The sequence below is a fragment of the Streptomyces sp. NBC_01551 genome, from assembly GCF_026339935.1.
Classification (GTDB): Bacteria; Actinomycetota; Actinomycetes; order Streptomycetales; family Streptomycetaceae; genus Streptomyces.
This window is the reverse complement of record NZ_JAPEPX010000001.1, coordinates 5,447,404-5,467,373: the sequence shown is the minus strand read 5'-3', so window position 1 is coordinate 5,467,373 and position 19,970 is coordinate 5,447,404. Positions and strand designations below refer to the sequence as shown.

19 protein-coding genes are annotated in these 19,970 nt (G+C 73.1%); 10 read left to right on the top strand and 9 right to left on the bottom strand.

Annotation, left to right across the window (positions count from 1 at the left end; genetic code table 11):
• Window positions 1-63: 63 nt before the first annotated feature.
• The 3 genes from OG982_RS24670 to OG982_RS24660 all read right to left on the bottom strand — a co-directional run bounded on the left by OG982_RS24670 (window position 64) and on the right by OG982_RS24660 (window position 2,980).
• On the bottom strand, window positions 64-1,257 hold the full coding sequence (locus OG982_RS24670) for a cytochrome P450 (RefSeq protein WP_266783217.1): 1,194 nt from the start codon (window positions 1,255-1,257) through the stop codon (window positions 64-66).
• 22 nt (window positions 1,258-1,279) lie between these two features.
• Entirely contained in the window at window positions 1,280-2,242 is a 963-nt protein-coding gene (locus OG982_RS24665) for a DMT family transporter (RefSeq protein ID WP_266783219.1), read from the bottom strand.
• 117 nt (window positions 2,243-2,359) lie between these two features.
• Entirely contained in the window at window positions 2,360-2,980 is a 621-nt protein-coding gene (locus tag OG982_RS24660; RefSeq protein WP_266783221.1) for a dihydrofolate reductase family protein, read from the bottom strand.
• Window positions 2,981-3,164: 184 nt separating this feature from the next.
• Between OG982_RS24660 and OG982_RS24655 the strand changes: the two genes are divergently transcribed.
• Window positions 3,165-3,893 carry an SDR family oxidoreductase gene (locus tag OG982_RS24655; RefSeq protein ID WP_266783223.1) on the top strand — a complete coding sequence of 243 codons (729 nt, stop codon included), beginning with the start codon at window positions 3,165-3,167 and terminating at the stop codon, window positions 3,891-3,893.
• 118 nt (window positions 3,894-4,011) lie between these two features.
• On the opposite strand, the gene alc is transcribed toward OG982_RS24655, so the two are convergent.
• On the bottom strand, window positions 4,012-5,124 hold the full coding sequence (gene alc, locus OG982_RS24650; RefSeq protein WP_266783225.1) for an allantoicase: 1,113 nt from the start codon (window positions 5,122-5,124) through the stop codon (window positions 4,012-4,014).
• A 2-nt stretch (window positions 5,125-5,126) separates the two neighbouring features.
• Entirely contained in the window at window positions 5,127-6,470 is a 1,344-nt protein-coding gene (allB, locus tag OG982_RS24645; RefSeq protein WP_266783227.1) for an allantoinase AllB, read from the bottom strand.
• 327 nt (window positions 6,471-6,797) lie between these two features.
• On the opposite strand from allB, the gene OG982_RS24640 reads away from it, so the two are divergent.
• A complete protein-coding gene (locus OG982_RS24640; RefSeq protein WP_266783229.1) occupies window positions 6,798-7,601 on the top strand; it encodes an IclR family transcriptional regulator in 804 nt (267 codons plus the stop codon).
• A gap of 86 nt (window positions 7,602-7,687) precedes the next feature.
• Here OG982_RS24640 and OG982_RS24635 read toward each other — a convergent pair whose 3' ends face one another.
• Both OG982_RS24635 and OG982_RS24630 read right to left on the bottom strand, forming a co-directional pair.
• Complete coding sequence (locus OG982_RS24635) at window positions 7,688-8,371, bottom strand: ABC transporter ATP-binding protein (protein ID WP_266783231.1); 684 nt, start codon at window positions 8,369-8,371, stop codon at window positions 7,688-7,690.
• Complete coding sequence (locus OG982_RS24630) at window positions 8,368-9,474, bottom strand: ABC transporter permease (protein WP_266783233.1); 1,107 nt, start codon at window positions 9,472-9,474, stop codon at window positions 8,368-8,370. Before OG982_RS24630 ends, OG982_RS24635 begins: the two co-directional genes overlap by 4 nt.
• Before the next feature lie 133 nt (window positions 9,475-9,607).
• On the opposite strand from OG982_RS24630, the gene OG982_RS24625 reads away from it, so the two are divergent.
• The 3 genes from OG982_RS24625 (at window position 9,608) to OG982_RS24615 (ending at window position 11,782) form a co-directional block, all read left to right on the top strand.
• The gene (locus OG982_RS24625; protein ID WP_266783235.1) at window positions 9,608-10,849 is read left to right on the top strand and encodes a sensor histidine kinase; all 1,242 of its coding nucleotides are present in this window, start codon (window positions 9,608-9,610) and stop codon (window positions 10,847-10,849) included.
• On the top strand, window positions 10,849-11,478 hold the full coding sequence (locus OG982_RS24620; RefSeq protein ID WP_266783237.1) for a response regulator transcription factor: 630 nt from the start codon (window positions 10,849-10,851) through the stop codon (window positions 11,476-11,478). Before OG982_RS24625 ends, OG982_RS24620 begins: the two co-directional genes overlap by 1 nt.
• Window positions 11,479-11,602: 124 nt before the next feature.
• Window positions 11,603-11,782 (top strand): peptidoglycan-binding protein, encoded by a 180-nt coding sequence (locus OG982_RS24615; RefSeq protein ID WP_266783239.1) that lies wholly within the window; start codon window positions 11,603-11,605, stop codon window positions 11,780-11,782.
• 65 nt (window positions 11,783-11,847) lie between these two features.
• On the opposite strand, the gene OG982_RS24610 is transcribed toward OG982_RS24615, so the two are convergent.
• The gene (locus OG982_RS24610) at window positions 11,848-13,335 is read right to left on the bottom strand and encodes a PLP-dependent aminotransferase family protein (RefSeq protein ID WP_266783241.1); all 1,488 of its coding nucleotides are present in this window, start codon (window positions 13,333-13,335) and stop codon (window positions 11,848-11,850) included.
• Between the two features lie 88 nt (window positions 13,336-13,423).
• Between OG982_RS24610 and OG982_RS24605 the strand changes: the two genes are divergently transcribed.
• The 3 genes from OG982_RS24605 to aceB all read left to right on the top strand — a co-directional run bounded on the left by OG982_RS24605 (window position 13,424) and on the right by aceB (window position 16,135).
• Entirely contained in the window at window positions 13,424-13,675 is a 252-nt protein-coding gene (locus OG982_RS24605; protein ID WP_266783243.1) for a hypothetical protein, read from the top strand.
• On the top strand, window positions 13,627-14,253 hold the full coding sequence (locus tag OG982_RS24600; protein ID WP_266783245.1) for an NTP transferase domain-containing protein: 627 nt from the start codon (window positions 13,627-13,629) through the stop codon (window positions 14,251-14,253). The genes OG982_RS24605 and OG982_RS24600 overlap by 49 nt, the downstream gene beginning before the upstream one ends.
• Window positions 14,254-14,515: 262 nt before the next feature.
• Window positions 14,516-16,135 (top strand): malate synthase A, encoded by a 1,620-nt coding sequence (gene aceB, locus OG982_RS24595; protein ID WP_266783247.1) that lies wholly within the window; start codon window positions 14,516-14,518, stop codon window positions 16,133-16,135.
• A gap of 114 nt (window positions 16,136-16,249) precedes the next feature.
• Here aceB and OG982_RS24590 read toward each other — a convergent pair whose 3' ends face one another.
• Window positions 16,250-17,776, bottom strand: coding sequence for an NnrS multi-domain protein (locus OG982_RS24590; RefSeq protein ID WP_266783249.1), 1,527 nt, complete (start codon window positions 17,774-17,776; stop codon window positions 16,250-16,252).
• A gap of 284 nt (window positions 17,777-18,060) precedes the next feature.
• Here OG982_RS24590 and OG982_RS24585 point away from each other — a divergent pair, with 284 nt between their 5' ends.
• The gene (locus OG982_RS24585; protein WP_266783251.1) at window positions 18,061-19,251 is read left to right on the top strand and encodes a GDSL-type esterase/lipase family protein; all 1,191 of its coding nucleotides are present in this window, start codon (window positions 18,061-18,063) and stop codon (window positions 19,249-19,251) included.
• Between the two features lie 89 nt (window positions 19,252-19,340).
• Complete coding sequence (locus OG982_RS24580; RefSeq protein ID WP_266783253.1) at window positions 19,341-19,946, top strand: 3'-5' exoribonuclease; 606 nt, start codon at window positions 19,341-19,343, stop codon at window positions 19,944-19,946.
• Window positions 19,947-19,970: the final 24 nt, after the last annotated feature.

Below are 19,970 nucleotides of genomic sequence, written 5' to 3'. Positions count from 1 at the left end.
CCCCGGGCCCTGACGAGGCCCGGCGGCGCTTCCCGGGCCCTGGTCCGAACGGCATCCGGGCGGCTACCAGCGCACCGGGAGCCGGCTCACGCCCCGCATCAGGCTGCCCGGGAGCCAGAGCGGCGGGCCGCCGGCGGGATCTTCCGCGAGGTCGGGGAAACGTTCCAGCAGGGCCCGGATCGCGATGCGGCCCTCCATCCGGGCCAGCGGGGCGCCGATGCAGAAGTGCAGGCCGTGCCCGAAGGCGAGGTGGCCCTGCGGGGCGCGGCGGATGTCGAACCGGTCGGGCTCCGGGAACCGGCCGGGGTCCCGGTCGGCGGCGGCCAGGCAGACCATGACGGTGGCGCCGGCCGGGATGGCCGTCCCGGCGATCTCCACGTCCTCGCGGGCGTAGCGGAACGTCGCGTTCTGTACCGGGCCGTCGTAGCGGAGCATCTCCTCGACGGCCCCGCCGAGCAGGCCGTCGTAGTCGGCGCGCAGGTCGGCGAGCTGTGCGGGGTGGGCGAACAGGGCCCGGACTCCGTTGGAGATCAGGTTGACGGTGGTCTCGTGGCCCGCGACCAGCAGCAGGAAGGCCATGCCGATCAGCTCGTCGGGCGAGAGGGAGTCGCCGTCTTCGTCCCTGGTGCGGATCAGGGCGCCGAGGAGGTCCTCGCCCGGGCTCTTGGACTTGGCCTCGACGAGCTCGGCGAGGTAGGCGCCGAGTTCACGGTGCGCGGTGTTGTCCGGGGCGGAGCTGGTGGGCGCCACGACCTCGCTGGACCAGTGGCTGAAGCGGGCGCGGTCGAGGTCCGGGACGCCGAGGAGCTCGCAGATGACGGTCATCGGCAGCGGGAACGCGAGGGCCTCGATCAGGTCGGCGGAGCGCTCCGGGCGGGCGGCCATCGCGTCGAGCAGGTCGTGGGTGATCCGCTCGACGCGGGGGCGCAGGGCCTCGACGCGGCGGGCGGTGAACTCGCGGGCGACCAGGCGGCGCAGCCGGGTGTGCTGAGGCGGGTCGGACTCCAGCATGTTCGCGTTGACGGCGGTGGCCAGGCCGGTCGCGAACAGGTCGGAGCCGCGCCAGTCCTTCGACAGGCCGGGGCGGTTGAGGGCCAGGCGGCCCTCCTCGTACCCGACGACGAGCCAGCAGGGTTCGTACTCGGGAGAGGGGGCGGCGATCCGGTGGACGGGGCCCGCGGCGCGCAGGCGTGCGTAGAACGGGTACGGGTCGGCTCGGAAGCCCTCGGCGTTCGCGCTGATGTCCACAACAGGCATTGGGCCACAGTACGACCGGCGTTCACGCGGGCACGCGACGTTTTCCGGACAGTCCCGCGGGGTCTTGGGCGGGGTGCGCGGCGCGCCTGCCCCAGGCCGTGCCGGCCAGCACCAGCGCGGCGCCCGCGAAGCCGGCCGGGCCGAGGTGCTCCCCGCCGATGGCGATGCCGGCGGCGGCCGCCCACAGGGGCTCGGTGCCGAGCAGCAGGCTGACGCGGGAGGGCGAGGTCCGGCGGACGGCCCACATCTGCACGAAGAACGCGAAGAGGGTGCAGAAGACGGAGAGGAACGCGAGCCCGGCCCATTCGGCGGGCCCGAACCCGGCGGCGACGGACCAGGGGTTCTCGCCGGTGCCGGGCAGGGCCGCGAGTACGGCGAACACGGCGAGGGCGCCGCCGAGCTGGACGGTGGTGAGGGAGAGCGAGTCTGCGTCCTGGACGGCCTTGATCCGGGCGGTCAGCAGCACGTTGAGGGTACGGGCGAGGGCGGCGCCGAGGATCAGCAGGTCGCCGAGGCTGGGGGCGGTGAACCCGCCGCCCTGGGTAAGCAGGACGACACCGGCGACGGAGACCCCGGCGGCGCCGAGGAAGGCGGCGGAGGGCCGGGCGCGGCGGACGGCCGCCTCGGCGAGGGGCGTGAAGATCATGGTCAGACTGATGATCAGACCGGCGTTCGTGGCGGAGGTGTGGACGACGCCGTAGGTCTCCAGGATGAAGATCCCGCCGAGCACCAGCCCGAGGAGGGCCCCGCCGCGGACCTGCCGGGGGCTCAGCGCCCGCAGCCGCCTCCACCCGGCGCCGACCAGCACCGGCAGCACGACGCCGAAGCGGAGCACGAGGACGGCGATGACGGTGTGGGCGGTGGTGATCCCCTTCGCGGCGAGATAACTCCCGCCCCACACCACGGCGACGGCGAGCACGGGCAGATCCGCGACCCATGCCCTGCGGGGCGGGGCGGTGGGCACGGCGAGAGCGGCTGAGCTCACTGAGGGGTCTCCATCGGTGCGGGACGGCAGTGGAGACATCGGCGGCTCGCACACGTGCCCGGCCAAGCTACCGGACCCGATCTTGCCCGGGCGACCCTTTTCCGCGGGGGTCCGGGGTCAGTCGGCGAAGGTGGCGAACGTGGCGCGGCCCGACGGGCGGTAGGTGTGGATCGCGATCCCCGAAGCCGTCGTGCGCGAGCTGAGCAGCTCGCAGGACGTCGGCAGCCCGCCCGTCGAGAACAGCTTCCGCCCCGCCCCCAGGAACACCGGGAACACCAGCAGGTTCAGTTCCTCCACCAGGTCCCGCGCCAGCAGCCACCGCACCAGCGCGCCGCTGCCGTGGACCTGGAGCTCCCCCTCCATCGCGTCCTTGACCCGTACGATCTCCGCCTGCAGGTGCTCCCCGTCGATGAACGTCGTCGCCTCCCACGCCGCCGGCTCCTTCAGTGACGCCGTCGCCACGAACTTCGGCAGCCGGTTCAGCCGGCTCGCGATCGGGTCGGCCGGGTCGTCGTGCTCCGGCCAGTACCCCGCGAAGATCTCGTACGTCCGGCGCCCCAGCAGGAACGCCTCGGCGCGGTCGAAGACCTCGACCATGAACTCGCCCATGCCCTCGGAGGCGTACGGCACCACCCACCCGCCGTACGCGAAGCCGTCGCTGGTGTCCTCCTCCGGCCCACCGGGTCCCTGCATCACTCCGTCGAGCGTGACGAAGGTGGTGACGGTCAGCTTGCCCATGGCTCTGCGCTCCTCGCTCCAAGTCGCTCCGTGTCGCCTGTACCGGTTCAGACTCCCCGGCGGCCCGGGACTCATCGGCGCGGCACGCGCGAACGCCACGTCGGATTCCGGCCAGCGCCCACTCCCCCGCCCCGGTTTCATTGAACCCGCAACGATAAATGGACCGACAAGGGGAGGAACCACCATGAACACCGTGGCACTCATCACCGGCGGCAGCCGCGGCATCGGAGCCGCGACGGCCCTGCGTCTCGCGCAGGACGGCATCGACGTCGCGATCACCTACGTCAACGACGCCCGCGCGGCGGCCGAGGTCGTCGGCAAGGTCGAGGCCCTCGGCCGGCGCGGCCTGGCGGTACGGGCCGACGCGGCCGCCCCGGCGGACACCGACGCTGCGGTGGAGGAGACCGTACGCGGCCTCGGCCGGCTCGACGTGCTGGTCAACAACGCCGGCGTCGGCGTGCTCGGGCCGCTGGAGGCGCTCGCACTGCCCGACGTGGACCGGGTGCTGGCGGTCAACGTCCGCGGCGCGTTCCTCGCCGCCCAGGCCGCCGCCGGCCGGATGGGCCCCGGCGGGCGGATCATCACCGTGGGCAGCTGCATGACCCAGCGGGTCCCCGGCCCCGGCGGCACCCTGTACGCGATGAGCAAGGCCGCGCTGAGCGGCCTGACCAAGGCCCTCGCCCGGGAACTCGGCGAGCGCGGGATCACCGCCAACCTCGTCCACCCGGGCCCGGTGGACACGGACATGAACCCGGCCGACGGCCCCTACGCGGCCCCGCAGAGCGCGCTGACCGCGCTCGGCCGCTTCGCGCGCCCGGAGGAGGTGGCGGCGATGGTGTCGTTCCTCGCGGGAGCGGACGCCGGGTACGTCACGGGCGCCGAGTTCTCCGTCGACGGCGGCCACGCCGCGTAGCGGGACCGGGGCAGGGCCGGGGCAGGCCCGGGGCAGGCGGCCCGGCGGGCCCGGCGGCCCGGGCACACGAGTGCCCCGGGGGTGTCGGCCCCCGGGGCAGCCAGTGGGAGGGGTGGCGTCAGCCGCCCAGCTCCTGGTGGCGGGCGGCGAGCGCCGCCGCGCCGGTCTCCGTCAGCGAACCGAACAGCCGCAGGCGGGAGAAGCCGCCGTCCGGGAAGATGTCGATCCGCACGTGGGTGCCGACCGCCGGGGCGTCCAGCACGAAGCGGTGGTTGGTGTCGGGCTGCAGGCGGGTCCGCGGCAGGAACTCCTGCCACTCGCCCTCCTCGCCGGTCTTGACGGACAGCGAGGCCCAGCCGGCCGAGTTGCCCTTGAGGTACGCGGTGTCGATCTCGACGGCGCGGACCGCCGACTCGGCGACGAGCTGGTAGCGGATCCAGTCGTTGCCGTTGTCGCGGCGGCGCGCGGTCTCCCAGCCGTCGTCCATCTTGCGGGAGCGGCCCGGGTTGATGGTGTTGGTCGGCGGGGAGTAGAAGCGGTTGGAGGCGTCCTGGACGGCGCCGCCGTTCTCCAGCGCGACCACGTCGAACGAGCCGAGCGCGGCGAGCCACTTCGGGTCGGGCAGGACCTCGCCGTAGACCCGCAGGCGGGCGATGCCGCCGTCGGGGTGCTGGTTGACGCGCAGGTGAGTGAAGCGCTGCTCGGCGGTGACCTCGAAGCCGTTGGCCGCGTGGCCGCCGACGGGGGTGCGCGGGACGAGGGTCGTCCACTTCACGTCGTCGCCGAGGAGTTCCTCGGGCGTCGGGGCACCCTCGACGGAGGTGCCCTCGATCGAGACGGCCTGCGGCATGTTGCCGCGGAAGTGGGCGGTGTCGACGACGATGCCGCGGATGACGCCGGGGGCGCCCAGGCGCACGAGGGCCCAGTCGTGGTCCTCGGCGGTCGGCCAGGGCTGCGTGGCGGAGACGCCGCGGCGGCGGCGGGTCTCCCAGCCGTCCATGACCTTGCCCTTGTGCCCGAAGTCCTCGGGGTCGAAGTGCGCGGCCTCGGAGATCAGCAGGTTCTCGCGCTGGGCGAAGAACTCGTCGTTGGCGGCGATGACACCGGCTCCGAGCTGACGGTCGGCGAGGTTCGCGTACTGGGTGAACGGGAACTCGGCCGTGCGGTAGTCGGCGTACGGGTCGCCGCCTCCGTACGGGTTCGCGTTACCGGTGAAGGATTCAATCGCCACTGTCAGTTCTGCCTTTCAAGGAGTCGGCCGGTGGGCTCGGTCGGGGTGCCGTGGTCGGCGATCCGCGTACCGCGCAGCCAGGTGGACTTCACGACGCCGTGCAGGGTCTTGCCCGCGTACGCCGTGACCTGGTTGCGGTGGTGCAGCTCCGCGGGGTCCACGGTGAAGGTCTCGTCGGGGGCCAGGACGGCGAAGTCGGCGTCGCGGCCGGCCTCGATCGCGCCCTTGGCGTCCAGTCCGGCCAGCGCGGCCGGGGCTGCGGACATCCAGCGGACGACGTCCTCGAGGGTGCGGCCGCGCCGCTTCGCCTCGGTCCAGATCGCGGGGAGGCCCAGCTGGAGGGAGGAGATGCCGCCCCACGCGGTGGCGAAGTCGCCGGTCTTGAGGTCCGCGGTGGAGGGCGAGTGGTCGGAGACGATGCAGTCGATGGTGCCGTCGGCCAGCGCGTCCCACAGGAGGTCCTGGTTCGCGGCCTCGCGGATGGGCGGGCAGCACTTGAACTCGGTGGCGCCGTCCGGGATTTCCTCGGCGGTCAGGGTGAGGAAGTGCGGGCAGGACTCGACGGTGATCCGGACGCCCTCGGCCTTGGCGGCGGCGATCAGCGGCAGCGCGTCGGAGGACGACAGGTGCAGGACGTGGACGCGGGCGTTCAGCCGCCTGGCCTGGTCGATCAGGTTCTGGATCGCGGTGTTCTCGGCGTCCTTGGGCCGCGACGCCAGGAAGTCGGCGTACTTGGGGCCCGGGTGCTGCGGCGCCGACTCCAGGTGGTGCGGGTCCTCCGCGTGCACGATCAGCAGGCCGCCGAAGCCGGTGATCTCGGCGAGGGAGGTGGCCAGCTGCTCCTGGTCGAGCTGGGGGAACTCGTCGACGCCCGACGGCGACAGGAAGCACTTGAAGCCGTAGACGCCGGCGTCGTGCAGCGGGCGCAGGTCCTTGACGTTGTCCGGCAGCGCGCCGCCCCAGAAGCCGACGTCCACGTGCGCCTTGGTGCGGGCGACGTCCTGCTTGACGCGCAGGTGGTCGACGGTGGTGGTCGGCGGCAGGGAGTTGAGGGGCATGTCGAGGATCGTGGTGATGCCTCCGGCCGCGGCGGCGCGGGTGGCCGTCCAGAAGCCCTCCCACTCGGTGCGGCCCGGGTCGTTCACGTGGACGTGGGTGTCGACCAGGCCGGGGAGCAGGACGTCGTCGCCGAAGTCCTCCAGCCGGGCTCCGGCCGGTACCTCGGCGTCGTGGGCGAGCACGGCCGTGATCTTCCCGCCGGCGACGGCCACCGAGGCGGCGCGCGTCCCCTCGGGGGTGATGACGCGCGTCGAGCGCAGTACCAGTTCCACAGCCACGTCGGCCACCGGAACCTCCCCATCTACTTCCACAGAGCGAAATTCAACGTTCTGTTGACGGAGTCTTCACCGCGATCCGGGGCCAGTCAAGAGTGACCGGACGGACCACTGACACGCGCGCACCGCAATTGGATGTTTCCACAGGATGGAATTAAGATTTCACTATCCAGAATGTAGCTATCACCACCGGGGAACGGGCAGGTAACTTCCCGAGGACGTCCACCACCCGGACAAACCCCCTCTGACCGGCGGGGACGGCATCGCCCCGGCTCTAGGGCCGATGTCGACCGACCGGTAGGCTGATTCCTTGCCTGCCAGCACCGAAAGGACCGCGCCGTGCCGACGTCCAGCGCCAGCACCACCGACGCTTCCGCCAAGCCCACCGCCGCCAGCGGTGGCGTCCAGTCCCTTGAGCGCGCCTTCGATCTGCTCGAACGCATGGCCGACGCCGGGGGCGAAGTCGGCCTCAGCGAGCTCTCCGCCGCCAGCGGTCTCCCGCTGCCCACCATCCACCGCCTCATGCGCACCCTCGTGGCGTGCGGCTACGTCCGGCAGCAGCCCAATCGACGGTACTCCCTCGGCCCCCGGCTGATCCGCCTCGGCGAGTCCGCGTCGCGGCTGCTGGGCACGTGGGCCCGCCCGTACCTCGCCCGGCTGGTCGAGGAGACGGGCGAGACCGCGAACATGGCCCTGCTCGACGGGGACGAGATCGTCTACGTCGCCCAGGTGCCGTCCAAGCACTCGATGCGCATGTTCACCGAGGTCGGCCGCCGCGTGCTGCCGCACTCCACCGGCGTGGGCAAGGCGCTGCTCGCGTACACCCCCGCCGACGAGGTACGGGCGCTGCTGGCGCGCACCGGGATGCCGGCCGCGACCGAGAAGACCATCACCACGCCCGAGGGCTTCCTGGAGGCGCTGGAGCAGGTCCGCAAGACGGGCTACGCGGTCGACGACAACGAGCAGGAGATAGGAGTCCGCTGCCTCGCCGTGTCGGTGCCGAACTCGCCGACCGCCGCCGCGATCTCCATCTCGGGCCCGGCGGGCCGGGTGACCGAGGCGGTGGCCGAGTCCTTCGTGCCGATCCTGCAGGGCGTCGCGGCCGAGCTGTCGGTGGCGCTGCAGAGCCAGAGCCCGGCGTAGCGGCCCCCGCGCGAGGACGTCCGCAAAGGCCCCGGCCACCCCTGGATCAGGGGCGGCCGGGGCCTTCGTGCAGCCGCTTCCCGGCGTCAGGAGGCGGGGACCGGCTGCGTCAGGCGGCCGTCCGTCATGGTCGCCGTACGGTCCATCCGCTCCAGGTGGGCGTGGTCGTGGGTGACCAGCACCGTGGCGGTGGAGCGCTCGCGGGTCAGGGTGACCAGGAGGTCGAGTATCGCCGCGCCCCGCTCGTGGTCGAGGGCGCTGGTGGGCTCGTCGACGAGCAGCACGGCGGGCTCGTTCATCAGCGCGCGGGCGATGTTGACGCGCTGGCGCTGCCCTCCGGAGAGCTGGTGGGGGCGCTTGTCGGCCTTGTCGGCCAGGCCCACCGCCTCCAGCAGCTCCAGCGCGCGCCGGCGCAGCTGCCGGGAGGGCCTGCCGGAGAGGTGGGCCATGACCTGGAGCTGCTCGGCGGCGGTCAGCGAGGCCAGCAGGTTCGGCTGCTGGAAGACGATGCCGATCCTCTCGCGGCGCAGCGCCGACTTCTCGGCGGCGCTGAGCCGCGCGGTGTCCTCGCCCGCCACCACCACCTGCCCGGAGTCCGGGGTGACCAGTGTGGCGGCGACGGCGAGCAGGCTGGACTTGCCGGAGCCGGAGGGTCCGATCACCGCCGTCAGCGTGCCGGCGGGCACCTCCAGGCGGACCGCGTCCAGCGCGGTGAGGCGGCCGTCGCCGTCCGGGTAGGTGAGCGTGACGTCGTGCACGAGCAGGGTCATCGGGCGCTCCCGAGGGCGGTCAGGGGATCGACGGCGGTGATCCGCCGGATGGACAGGGCTGCTCCCAGCGCGCCGAGCACGATCATGATCGCGGCGGGGACGAGCACGGTCGCGGCGTCGAGCACGAAGGGCACGTCGCCGCCGCTGATCAGCGCGCCGAAGCCGGCGGCGAGGGCGGTGCCGATCCCGGTGCCGACGGCCAGCATCACGACGGCCTGTCCGAGGGCGTCCCGCAGCAGGTACGGAGTGGAGGCACCCAGTGCCTTCAGGACGGCGACGTCGCCGCTGCGCTGGATCGTCCACACGGTGAAGAAGGCCCCTATGACCAGCGCGGAGATGACGAAGAGGAACCCGCGCATCAGCTGGAGCGAACCGTTCTCGGCCTGGTACGACCCTATGGCGCCGAGGGCCTCTTCGACGGTCTGGGCCTTGGTGGCGGCGGCCGCGTCCCCGGCGGAGAGGTCGGCGGAGCCGGTCGCGTCGAGGGCGACGACGGTGGCGAGGGTGTCGAGGGAAGTGCCGGGGTTGCCGATGCGCTGCCAGTCGTTCAGGTCCATCCAGACGACGGGGGTGTGGCTGTAGGCGGCGGTGCCGGAGACGGCGGCCACCGTCAGTTCGAGGGCTCCGATCCTGAGCTTGGCGCCCGCGGCGAGCCCGCCGAGTTCCTTGGCGGCCTTCTCGGTGAGGACCACCCGGCCCTGGGCCAGGCCCGGGCCCGGGCCTGCGGCGGGCCCCTTCGGCGCGAGGCGCCCGGCCGGTTCGACGCCGAACACGGACACGGCGGCGGTGCGCTCACCGGCGACGGCGTTGGTGGTGCGGATGCCGAGCGGTTCGGCCGACTTCACCCCGGGCCGCTCGCGCCAGGCCCGCCAGGCGCTCTCGGGCACCTGGGAGTTGGTGAAGGACACCTTCTGGTCCCCGGTGGGCGCGGCGAAGGCCAGGTGCGTGGCGGGCAGTGCGGTGATGGCCGAGATGTTCTCCCGGGCCAGTCCGGAGGTGAGCCCGGACAACAGGCCGACCAGCAGCGTGATCAGCAGGACGACCGAGCCCATGAGGGCGAACCGCCCCTTGGCGAACCGTAGATCTCTCCATGCGACGAACATGTCCCCACCTTGGTCCTCCGCGCGGGCACCGGTCATCGCGCCACAGGAGAGATCCTGGTATCGAAGGACGCATCCCGACATCAAACTTTTGGTTGACCGGGGCCGGCCGGGACCCACTTACGCTGGTCAGGCCATGTCTGCTGCCCCGCGATCCCGCGCGTCCCACCCGTCCCGTGCGTCCCACCAGTCCTGCCCGTCCCGCCAGTCCCGCCCGCTGACGCCCGTCTCGCGCGTGCTGCGGCTCTGCCTGCACGCGCTGTTCCTCGGGCTGCTCGCGCTGGCCGCCGGCCGGGCCGTCACCGGCTCCGCGCCGGGCGCCGGATGGGTGGTCGCGGTGTGCGCGGTGCTGGCCGCCGGATACCTCGCCGGGGCGCTGTCCCCCGCCGTGCGGAACTCGCCGCGCGCCGGGGCCCTGTGGCTGGCGGGGCTGGGCGCGGCCTGGGCGGCGCTGCTGGTGCTCTCCCCCGACGGGCTGTGGATCGCGTTCCCGCTGTACTTCCTGGAGCTGCACCTGCTGCGGCTGCGCTGGGCGATCCCGGCGGTCGCGGTGACCGCGTGCGCGGCCATCGGCGGGTTCCTGGCGCACAGCGGCGCGGTGACCCCGGGTCCGTTCCTGGGGCCGCTGCTGGGCGGGGCGGTGGCGGTGGCGACCGTACTGGGGTACGAGGCGCTGTACCGGGAGAGCGAGCGGCGCCGGGAGCTGATCGAGGAGCTGATCACCACGCGGGCCGAGCTCGCGGCGGCCGAGCGGGACGCCGGGATCCTGGCCGAGCGGGAGCGGCTGGCGCGGGAGATCCACGACACCCTGGCCCAGGGGCTGTCGTCGATCCAGCTGCTGCTGAGGGCGGCGGAGCGCTCGCTGCCCCAGGACGCGCCGGCCCTGTCGCACATCGCCCGGGCCCGCGAGGCGGCGCAGGAGAACCTGGCCGAGGCGCGGCGTTTCGTACGGGCCCTCACACCGCCGGACCTGGAGCACGGCTCGCTCCCGGCAGCGCTGGAGCGGCTCTGTTCGGGGGTGCGGGGGCCGCGGGTCCGGTTCTCCCTGAGCGGGACGGCGCGGGTGCTGCCCACGCCCTACGAGGTGGCCCTGCTGCGGATCGCGCAGTCGGCGCTGGCCAACGTGGTGCGGCACGCGGCGGCCGGGCGCGCCGAGATCACCCTGACCTTCATGGACGCCTCGGTCACCCTGGACATCGTGGACGACGGGCAGGGCTTCGACCCGGGCAGCACGCGGGCGGGCGGCGAGGGCGGCTTCGGCCTCCCGGCGATGCGCTCGCGTGCCGAGACGCTGGGCGGGCTGTTCACCGTCGAATCCGCCCCGGGCCAGGGCACCGCCGTGGCCGTCACCCTGCCGTTGGCCGTGGAGGTCTCCTGATGACGATCCGGCTGCTGCTGGCCGACGACCACCCGGTGGTACGGGCGGGGCTGCGCGCCGTACTGGACACCGAGCCGGACTTCGCGGTGGTCGCGGAGGCCGCGACGGCCGAGCGGGCGGTGGAGCTGGCCGCGTCGGAGCCGGTGGACGTGGTGCTGATGGACCTCCAGTTCGGCGCGGGCATGCACGGCTCGGCGGCGACCCGGCTGATCACGGCCGCGCCGGGGGCGCCCCGGGTCCTGGTCCTGACCACGTACGACACGGACGCGGACATCCTTGCGGCGGTGGAGGCGGGCGCCTCGGGGTACCTGCTCAAGGACGCCCCGCCGGAGGAACTGGCGGCCGCGGTCCGCACGGCGGCGGCCGGCCAGTCGGCGCTGGCCCCGGCGGTGGCGCTGCGCCTGATGGACCGGATGCGCACACCGGCGGAGGCGCTGACGAAGCGGGAGCTGGAGGTCCTCCAGCTGGTCGCGGACGGGCTGTCGAACCAGCAGATCTCGAAGCGGCTCTTCCTCAGCCAGGCCACGGTGAAGTCCCACCTGGTGCACGTCTACGCCAAACTCGGCGTCGACTCCCGCACCTCGGCGGTGGCCGCAGCCGCCACCCGCCGCCTGATCCGCACGCCCTGAGACGAGGGCGTGCGGGGCGGTACGGGCCGCCGCATCCGATGAGCCCGACCTCACCGGCCTGAGCTACGGCTTCGACGACCGCACCCCGCCGCCCACCGTCGACGTCGCCAGCTCCGGCAGGACGGTGAAGGAGGCGCGGTGCCTCCTCGACTTCTGGACCGGCCTGCAGGCGACCGACGACGAGCCCGACACGGTCTTCGGGCCCGACGCCGCGGCGGCCACGCGGTCCTTCCAGACGGTGCGCGGGCTGCCGGTGACCGGCGTGGTCGACGCCGCGACCTGGTCCGAGCTCCGGCACAGCTGACACCGCGCGACGGCCGGGCCGGGCACGGCGCGGCACGGGTGTTCCCCAAAGCCCCGGCGCGCCGCTCAGGCCACCCAGTGCGGGCGTTCCACCGCCGGGGTGAGGGGGACGCCCTCGTGGAAGGCCGCGGCGAGGAGGCGGACGGCTTCCTCCAGCCGGTCCGGGGGGAGGGTGTACGGGATCCGCAGGCGGTGTTCGAAGGTGCCCGGGTCGACGCCGAAGCGGGCGCCGCGGCCGATGTTGACGCCGGCCGCGGCCGCCCGCTCCGCCAAGGCGGAGCTGACCGGTTCGCCGAGGTCCACCCAGAGCGAGAGGCCGCCGGGCGGGAGCTGCCAGGACCACTCGGGCGTGTGCCGCTCCAGCGCGCGTACCAGCGCCGCCCGGCGGATCCGCAGCTGCTCCAGCCGATCGGGGAGCGAGCGGTCGAGGCCGGCCAGCAGCGGGAGGGCTACCAGCTGGTCCAGTACCGAGCCGGTCATGTCCGCCGCGACCCGGACCGAGGTCAGCTCCGTGATCATCTTGGCGGTGGCCCGAACCCAGCCCACCCGCAGCCCGCCCCAGTGGGTCTTGCTCAGCGAGCCGATGGTCACCACGTGGTCGGCGCCGCCCCTCGGGGCGAGGGAGGCCAGCGGGGCCGGCGGCGGCACGTCCAGCGCGATGTCCGCGATGGTCTCGTCCACCACCAGCCAGGTCCCCGTGCGCCGGGTCGCCGCCAGCAGCCGCAGCCGCTGCTCCTGCGGCATCAGGGACCCGGTGGGGTTGTGGAAGTCGGGTACCACGTAGGCCAGCCTCGGCACCGTCTGCCGCAGCGTGGACTCGGCTATCTCCATGTCCCAGCCCGCGTCCGAGACGGCGATGGACCCGGCGCGCAGCCGGGCGTGCCGCAGCGCGTCCAGGGCGTTCGCGTAGGTGGGGCTCTCCGTGAGCACCCGGTCCCCCGCCCGGCACAGCAGGCTCACGACCAGGGCGAACGCCTGTTGGGCGCCCGCCGTGACCAGGATCTGCTCGGGCCGCGTCGGCAGGCCGCGCCGGGTGAAGCGGTCGGCGATCGCGCCGCGCAGGTCCGGCAGCCCGAAGGGCAGGTAGCCGGGGTTGCGCGCCAGCCCCGGCAGCCGGGACGCGGCCCAGGCGAGCGCGTCGGTGAGGCTCTCCTCGGGGGCGCCCATGGCGGCGATGGCCAGGTCGATGCCCGGCTCGCCGTCGGCGCTGTAGCCACCGGCGCCGACCAGCATGTGGGTGCCGACCGGGCCGTGGCCCTCGGGGAGCTCGGTCCAGGTGCCGGAGCCGCGCCGGCTGCGGACGTACCCGCTCTCGCGCAGCAGGTCGTACGCCCCGGTGACGGTGGCCCGGCTGGCGCCGACCGCCTCGGCGAGCTCGCGCTCGGCGGGCAGCCGTACGTGCAGGGCGATCCGGCCGTCGAGGATCAGGGTGCGGACGGCGTCGGCGAGCGCCCGGTAACCGGGGCGGGCCAGTACCTCGGCGGGCAGCAGCGCCGCGAGCTGGCGGCTGCCGATCGTCCTGTCCGCCGTCTGGACCACTCGCCCGTTCGCCATGCCAACCTCCCCTGATTGGCTCTGCCTGCCAGGCCAATCAGGCTCCAGACTCGCGGTATTGGCCCCCGATTGGCAAGGAGATGCCGAAATGTTGACCGACCGCGAGGAACGCGCCCTGCTGGCGGCCGCCGAGAACCGGATCTCCGAGCCGTTGCGCATCGGGGCGGCGCTGGCCGCCGTACGCCGCGTCCTGACGCGGCGTCCGCCCCGCCGCCGGCCGGCAGCCCGCCCGGCGGCCCGCACCGCGGCCCGTCCCGCGGCCCGTCCCGCGGAAGGACGAGAATCGGAGACATGTCACAAGCCAGCGCAGCATCCGCTCCCCGCCCCGCTCCCCCGGTGATCGCCGGCCTCCTCCTCGCCGCCGGCGGCGGCCGCCGGCTCGGCGGACGCCCCAAGGCCCTGCTCCCGTACCGGGGGCGCCCCCTCGTCGAGAACGCCGTACGGGTGCTGCGCGAGGCCGGCCTCGGCCCGCTGCACGTGGTCCTCGGCGCCTCGGCGGCCGAGGTCCGCGAGCGCGCCGACCTGACGGGCTGCGTGGTCGTGGACAACCCGGACTGGGCCGAGGGCATGGGCTCCTCGCTGCGCGTCGGCCTCGCCTCGCTCGCCGGTACGGACGCCCGCGCGGCCCTGGTCTCCCTGGTGGACCAGCCGGGGATCGGCCCGGCGGCGGTGGCCCGGGTCCGCGAGGCCTACCGCTCCCCGGCCAGCCTGGTGGCGGCCTCGTACGACGGGGAGCGCGGGCACCCGGTGCTGTTCGGGGCGGACCGCTGGGCGGACATCGCGGCGACGGCGACCGGCGACAAGGGCGCGCGGGTGCATCTGACGCGCCACGCCGGGGAACTCACCCTGGTGGAGTGCGGGGACGTCGCGGAGGCCTTCGACATCGACACCCCGTCCGACCTGGCACGTCTGGGGTGACCGCCGGTTGAGCAGGGCGTGACCGCGATGGCACCGAGGGCCACCGGACGGCGGAATCTGTTGACCAGGAGAATCTCGACATCAACAAACCATTGAACTTCCACCATGAGGAAATTACTATCCACTGGTCAGAAGCGCCCTGAACCACAGACGGCGCCCGCGACCGTATTCCGGAACTCTCCACACCCGACGGCACTGCGTGCCGTCTCGCGCGAGCATTCCCCCGCGGCCGCCAGGCACCGCCGCTGAAGGAGTGACAGATATGTCCGCACCAGCGCCGTCCCCGCTGGCCATCGTCGACGCCGAGCCCCTGCCCCGGCAGGACGAAGTCCTCACCGAAGCGGCACTCGCCTTCGTGACGGAACTCCACCGGCGGTTCGGCCCCCGCCGGGCCGAACTCCTCGCCCGCCGCTCCGAGCGGCGCGCCGAGATCGCCCGCACCTCCCACCTCGACTTCCTCCCGGACACCGCACAGGTCCGCGAGGGCGAGTGGCAGGTCGCCCCGGCGCCGGCCGCACTGCTGGACCGCCGCGTGGAGATCACCGGTCCCACCGACCGCAAGATGACCATCAACGCCCTGAACTCGGGCGCCAAGGTCTGGCTCGCCGACTTCGAGGACGCCTCCGCTCCCACCTGGGAGAACGTCGTCCTCGGCCAGCTCAACCTCATCGACGCCTACGAGCGCCGCATCGACTTCACCGACCCGCGCACGGGCAAGGCGTACGCCCTGAAGTCCGCCGACCAGCTCGCGACCGTGGTCATGCGGCCCCGCGGCTGGCACCTGGAGGAGCGCCACCTGCGGATCGACGGGGGCCCGGCCTCCGGCGCGCTCGTCGACTTCGGCCTGTACTTCTTCCACAACGCGCAGCGCCTGATCGACCTCGGCAAGGGCCCGTACTTCTACCTGCCGAAGACGGAGTCGCACCTGGAGGCGCGCCTCTGGAACGAGATCTTCGTCTTCGCCCAGGACTACGTCGGGATCCCGCAGGGCACGGTCCGCGCGACCGTCCTGATCGAGACCATCACGGCCGCGTACGAGATGGAGGAGATCCTCTACGAGCTGCGCGACCACGCGGCGGGCCTGAACGCCGGGCGCTGGGACTACCTCTTCTCCATCGTCAAGAACTTCCGTGACGGGGGCGAGAAGTTCGTCCTGCCGGACCGCAACGCGGTGACGATGACCGCCCCGTTCATGCGCGCGTACACCGAACTCCTGGTCCGCACCTGCCACAAGCGCGGCGCGCACGCCATCGGCGGCATGGCGGCGTTCATCCCGTCCCGCAAGGACGCCGAGGTCAACAAGGTCGCGTTCGAGAAGGTCAAGGCCGACAAGGACCGCGAGGCGGGCGACGGCTTCGACGGCTCCTGGGTCGCGCACCCCGACCTGGTCCCGATCGCGATGGCCTCCTTCGACGCGGTGCTCGGCGAGAAGCCGAACCAGAAGGACCGCCTGCGCGAGGACGTCTCGGTGGCCCCGGGCGACCTGATCGCGATCGACTCCCTGGACGCGAAGCCGACGTACGAGGGCCTGCGCAACGCGGTCCAGGTCGGCATCCGTTACATCGAGGCGTGGCTGCGCGGCCTGGGCGCCGTCGGCATCTTCGGCCTGATGGAGGACGCGGCCACCGCCGAGATCTCGCGCTCGCAGATCTGGCAGTGGATCAACGCCGGCGTGGTCTTCGAGAACGGCCAACTGGCGACCGCCGAGCTGACCCGCACGATCGCGGCCGGGGAACTGGCCGCCATCCGCGCCGAGGTCGGCGACGAGGCCTTCGCTGCGGGCAAGTGGCAGCAGGCCCACGACCTCCTGCTCCAGGTCTCCCTCGACGCCGACTACGCGGACTTCCTGACCCTCCCCGCGTACGACCGCCTCGAAGGCTGATCCGGCCCGAGGGCTGATCCGGCCCGAGAACGGCTTCGACCGGCCACGCACAGCGGTCGAACCCCGGCCCCACCCCCTGGCCCCACGGCCCGGGGGCGGGGCCGTTCTCACCCGTCAGACACCGCACGGCCGCGCGGGATCCTTCGCCGGTACGAGGCGCACCTGGTCGGTCCGCTGCTTCAGCGGGGCGTCCGTGTCGGTGTTCCACAGCAGCGCCATGTCGTCGGCCACCCCGAAGAACAGGTACGGCCGGCGCGGGTCGAGGAGGCCCCCCTCGGCATTGAGCGCGGCCACGGGCACCGTCGGCTGCACGCACGTCCACTCCGGCCGCACCCCGAAGTACGCGGGCGCCTCGCGCCGGTGGGCGGCGGCGGCCTTGGTCCGCTCGACCGCCGTCGCCGCGTTGTCCGTCGCGAGGCCCACCAGCGAGGCCAGGACCACGACGTACAGCAGGACGTACATGACCACGTTCAGGTACTCGCCGGGCCGGGTGAAGCCGACGTGGAAGTGCCGCGCGATCCCCCACAGGGCGGGCCCCAGCAGCCCCAGCCCGAGGTAGGTGACCAGCTTCGCCCCGGCCACCACCTGCCACAGGCCCGGCACGTCCAGCTCCTGCGGCGTGAGGTCGAGGCCGTTGCCGTACAGCCCGTGCAGGACCGAACCGGAGGCGACGACCAGCCCCGCCGCCAGCGTGACCGCGAGCGGGACGGTCGCCGTGAGCCACTCCGACCAGGTGGTCCACTGGCGCACCAGGAGCCAGATGCCGACCAGGGTCACGACCACCACCGCGTCGAACAGCATCCCGCCCGGTGTCCAGGCCGCCCCGACCCCTGGCACCCCGTACACGAGGAGCAGCAGCAGGAGGGCGCCGAGCGCTCCGGCGCCGCAGCCGAACAGGCGCCCCCGGGCCGCGGCCAGCCCGCTCGCGAGGTGGATCCCCCGCGCCAGGCAGCCGAGGCCGATCAACAGCCACGGCCAGCGGACCGCGCCCTCCGCCCCCCTGAAGCATCCGGCGGCGAAGGCCATGGCGAGCAGCCAGCCGAACATCCGGGCCAGCCGCCTCATGAAGTCGTCCTCGCGCCGCAACTCCATGTCCCAGCGCCCCCGTTTCGGGGACATCCGCACGTCGAGGTCCGTGCGCGCGGGGGTGTTCCCCGGGGTGGCCATCCGGGCCAGGCGCCTGGCCTCCGAGGGGGTGCCAAGGGCGATGGAGCCGGTGTCGTAGTGGCCGGATCCCTCCACGGCCCGCGTCCACCGGCCGGTCGCGCGGCGGGGGTCGCGGCGGTGGGCCGTGGTGTGGGAGCGGTACTCCTCCAACTGCTCGCGGTCGGGGTCGACGAGGCGCGTGCGCCGTACGTACATCTCCAGGACGGCCGTTTTGGCAAGCCCCTGAACGCGCCAACCGGCCGCGCGCTCGGTGCGGGCGTTGCGCGCCCCGAAGAGGCGCACCTCGACCCAGTAGAGCCGTGACCGGGGGTCCGGGGTGAGGACGTCGGCCGAGGGGCCCTCGCCCCGGCCGAACTCCTCCACCACCGGCCAGCCCTGAAGGACGAATTCCGCCTTGGCCTGCTCGAAGTCCCGCGCCTCGCCCCGCACTTCGACGAGGGCGAGCACGCGCTGGTCGTACCGCCGTCGCGCCACCGGTCCATCCCCCCTGAGACTGCCCGCACCCGTCCGGTGACTGTAGATGCGCGGCTCCCGGACGTACACGGGATTCGGCCACTTGGCCCGGCCCGGGCCACGGACCGTCCGGCAGCCGAACGACCGGTCGGTCGTTACGTCATCGTAATCTCCCGCTACCTGGCGGTAACAACGTGTGGCATGTCACCTTTCTGCTTGCCACCGGCCGGCGGTTTCCCCCACTTCCCCAGCCATGCAGCGGAGTTGTCGCCGACTCCTGCATGGCCGACCGCAGGAGTTCCGCAGTGATCGGATTCCGCAACGTCAGCAAGGACCGGACCCGCAGTCGCGTGCGACGACTGGCCGGTGCAGGGATGGCCCTTCCGCTCACCGTCGCCGCGCTGTTGGCCGGCGGAGCCGGGACCGCGGTCGCGGGCCCCGGAACCGGGCCCACCGCCGTGGTCTCCATGGGCGACAGCTACATCTCCGGCGAGGCCGGCCGTTGGAAGGGCAACAGCCTGACCAACAGCGGGAACCGCACCGGGACCGACCGCGCGTGGGTGTCCGGCAGCAGCTACGACCCCGCGAAGGTATACGGAACCACCGCCGGCGGCTGTCACCGCTCCGACTCCGCCGAGGTCAAGAGCGCCGGCCCCATCGCCGACGTCGCCGTGAACCTGGCCTGCTCCGGGGCCGTCTCGCAGAACGTGTTCCGCGCGTCCAACGGCGGCGTCTCCTACAAGGGTGAGGCCCCGCAGGCCGATCAGCTGGCCGCCGTCGCCGCGAGCCACGACGTCAAGGTCATCGCGCTGTCCATCGGCGGGAACGACCTCGGCTTCGCCGACATCATCAAGGACTGCGCCCTCGACTTCGTCCTCTGGAACTCCTACTGCTACGACGACCAGCAGTACGGCGTCGACCAGAAGATCGACGGGGTCATGGCGGGCGTCGGCAAGTCGGTCGACGAGATCCGGGCCGTGATGCGCGGCGCCGGCTACAGCGACTCCTCGTACCGGATCGTGCTCCAGTCCTACCCGTCGCCGATCCCGCGCGGCGCGGAGAACCGGTACACCCAGAGCGACTGGAGCCGGCTCAACACCGGCGGCTGTCCCTTCTGGAACCGGGACTCGGACTGGGCGCGCGACTCGCTCGTGCCGCAGATCGCGAGCCGCATCAAGGCCGTCGCGGCCGCCAAGGGCGTGCAGTTCCTGGACCTGCGGGACATGATGCAGGGCCGCGAGGTGTGTGCGAAGGCCAGCAAGCTGGTGAGCTCGTCGGCTCCGGCGTCGGCGAAGACGAGCGAGTGGGCGCGCTGGATCGACAGCAGTGAGACGCAGGGCCCGATCCAGGAGTCGATGCACCCGAACTACTTCGGGCAGTTGGCCGCCGGACGCTGCCTCGCCCTGGCCGTCACCCAGCCGGCCACCGCGAACGTCGGCTGCAAGAACACCGCCGGCGCCGACCAGAGCGGGATGTACCTCACCAGCGTCTCCTAGTCTCATGGCGCCACCGCCGTCTCCCGGTGGCGCCGTACGGCCCCGATATCGGGATGATCGCGTGCGGTGCGGGCTGTCATGATCGGCACATGACAGCCCGCACCGCACGTCCCAGTCTCTACATCTCCGTCGACGTCGAGGCCGACGGCCCGATCCCCGGTTCGTATTCGATGATCAGCTTCGGGGCCTCGGTCGCCGGGCGCCAGGACGGCCCCGTGTACACGGCCGCTGATCCCGAACGGGACACCTTCTACCGGGAGTTGCGCCCGATCAGCGAGCGGTACGTGGAGGCCGCGCTCGCCGTGAGCGGGCTGGACCGCGACCGGCTGCTGCGCGAGGGCGCCGACCCCGCCGTGGCGATGGCCGAGTTCCGCGCCTGGGTCCGCGAGGTCTCCGCCGGGGCGCAGCCGGTGATCTGCGGCTACCCGGCGTCCTTCGACTGGACGTTCCTGTACTGGTACTTGATCGAGTTCGGCGACGACAGCCCCTTCGGCCACTCCGGCTGCCTGGACATGAAGACCCTGTACGCCACCAAGGCGCGGGTCCCGCTGCGCGCCGCCGTCAAGGGCCGGATGCCGCGCGAACTGCTCTCGCGCCGGCCGCACACGCACCACGCACTCGACGACGCCATCGAGCAGGCCGACTTGATGAACAACCTGATGCTCTGGGAGCCGGCCGGGCCGGTCCCCGAGTAGGGACCCGGAACGCGACCGGCGGCG

Excerpts from the sequence above, each read along its gene's own strand:
- OG982_RS24670 (WP_266783217.1), bottom strand. The coding sequence starts at position 1,257 with ATGCCTGTTGTGGACATCAGCGCGAACGCCGAGGGCTTCCGAGCCGAC.
- aceB (WP_266783247.1), top strand. The coding sequence starts at position 14,516 with ATGTCCGCACCAGCGCCGTCCCCGCTGGCCATCGTCGACGCCGAGCCC.
- OG982_RS24655 (WP_266783223.1), top strand. The coding sequence starts at position 3,165 with ATGAACACCGTGGCACTCATCACCGGCGGCAGCCGCGGCATCGGAGCC.
- OG982_RS24635 (WP_266783231.1), bottom strand. The coding sequence starts at position 8,371 with ATGACCCTGCTCGTGCACGACGTCACGCTCACCTACCCGGACGGCGAC.
- OG982_RS24605 (WP_266783243.1), top strand. The coding sequence starts at position 13,424 with ATGTTGACCGACCGCGAGGAACGCGCCCTGCTGGCGGCCGCCGAGAAC.
- OG982_RS24630 (WP_266783233.1), bottom strand. The coding sequence starts at position 9,474 with ATGTTCGTCGCATGGAGAGATCTACGGTTCGCCAAGGGGCGGTTCGCC.
- OG982_RS24625 (WP_266783235.1), top strand. The coding sequence starts at position 9,608 with ATGTCTGCTGCCCCGCGATCCCGCGCGTCCCACCCGTCCCGTGCGTCC.
- OG982_RS24600 (WP_266783245.1), top strand. The coding sequence starts at position 13,627 with ATGTCACAAGCCAGCGCAGCATCCGCTCCCCGCCCCGCTCCCCCGGTG.
- OG982_RS24620 (WP_266783237.1), top strand. The coding sequence starts at position 10,849 with ATGACGATCCGGCTGCTGCTGGCCGACGACCACCCGGTGGTACGGGCG.
- OG982_RS24660 (WP_266783221.1), bottom strand. The coding sequence starts at position 2,980 with ATGGGCAAGCTGACCGTCACCACCTTCGTCACGCTCGACGGAGTGATG.
- OG982_RS24610 (WP_266783241.1), bottom strand. The coding sequence starts at position 13,335 with ATGGCGAACGGGCGAGTGGTCCAGACGGCGGACAGGACGATCGGCAGC.
- OG982_RS24580 (WP_266783253.1), top strand. The coding sequence starts at position 19,341 with ATGACAGCCCGCACCGCACGTCCCAGTCTCTACATCTCCGTCGACGTC.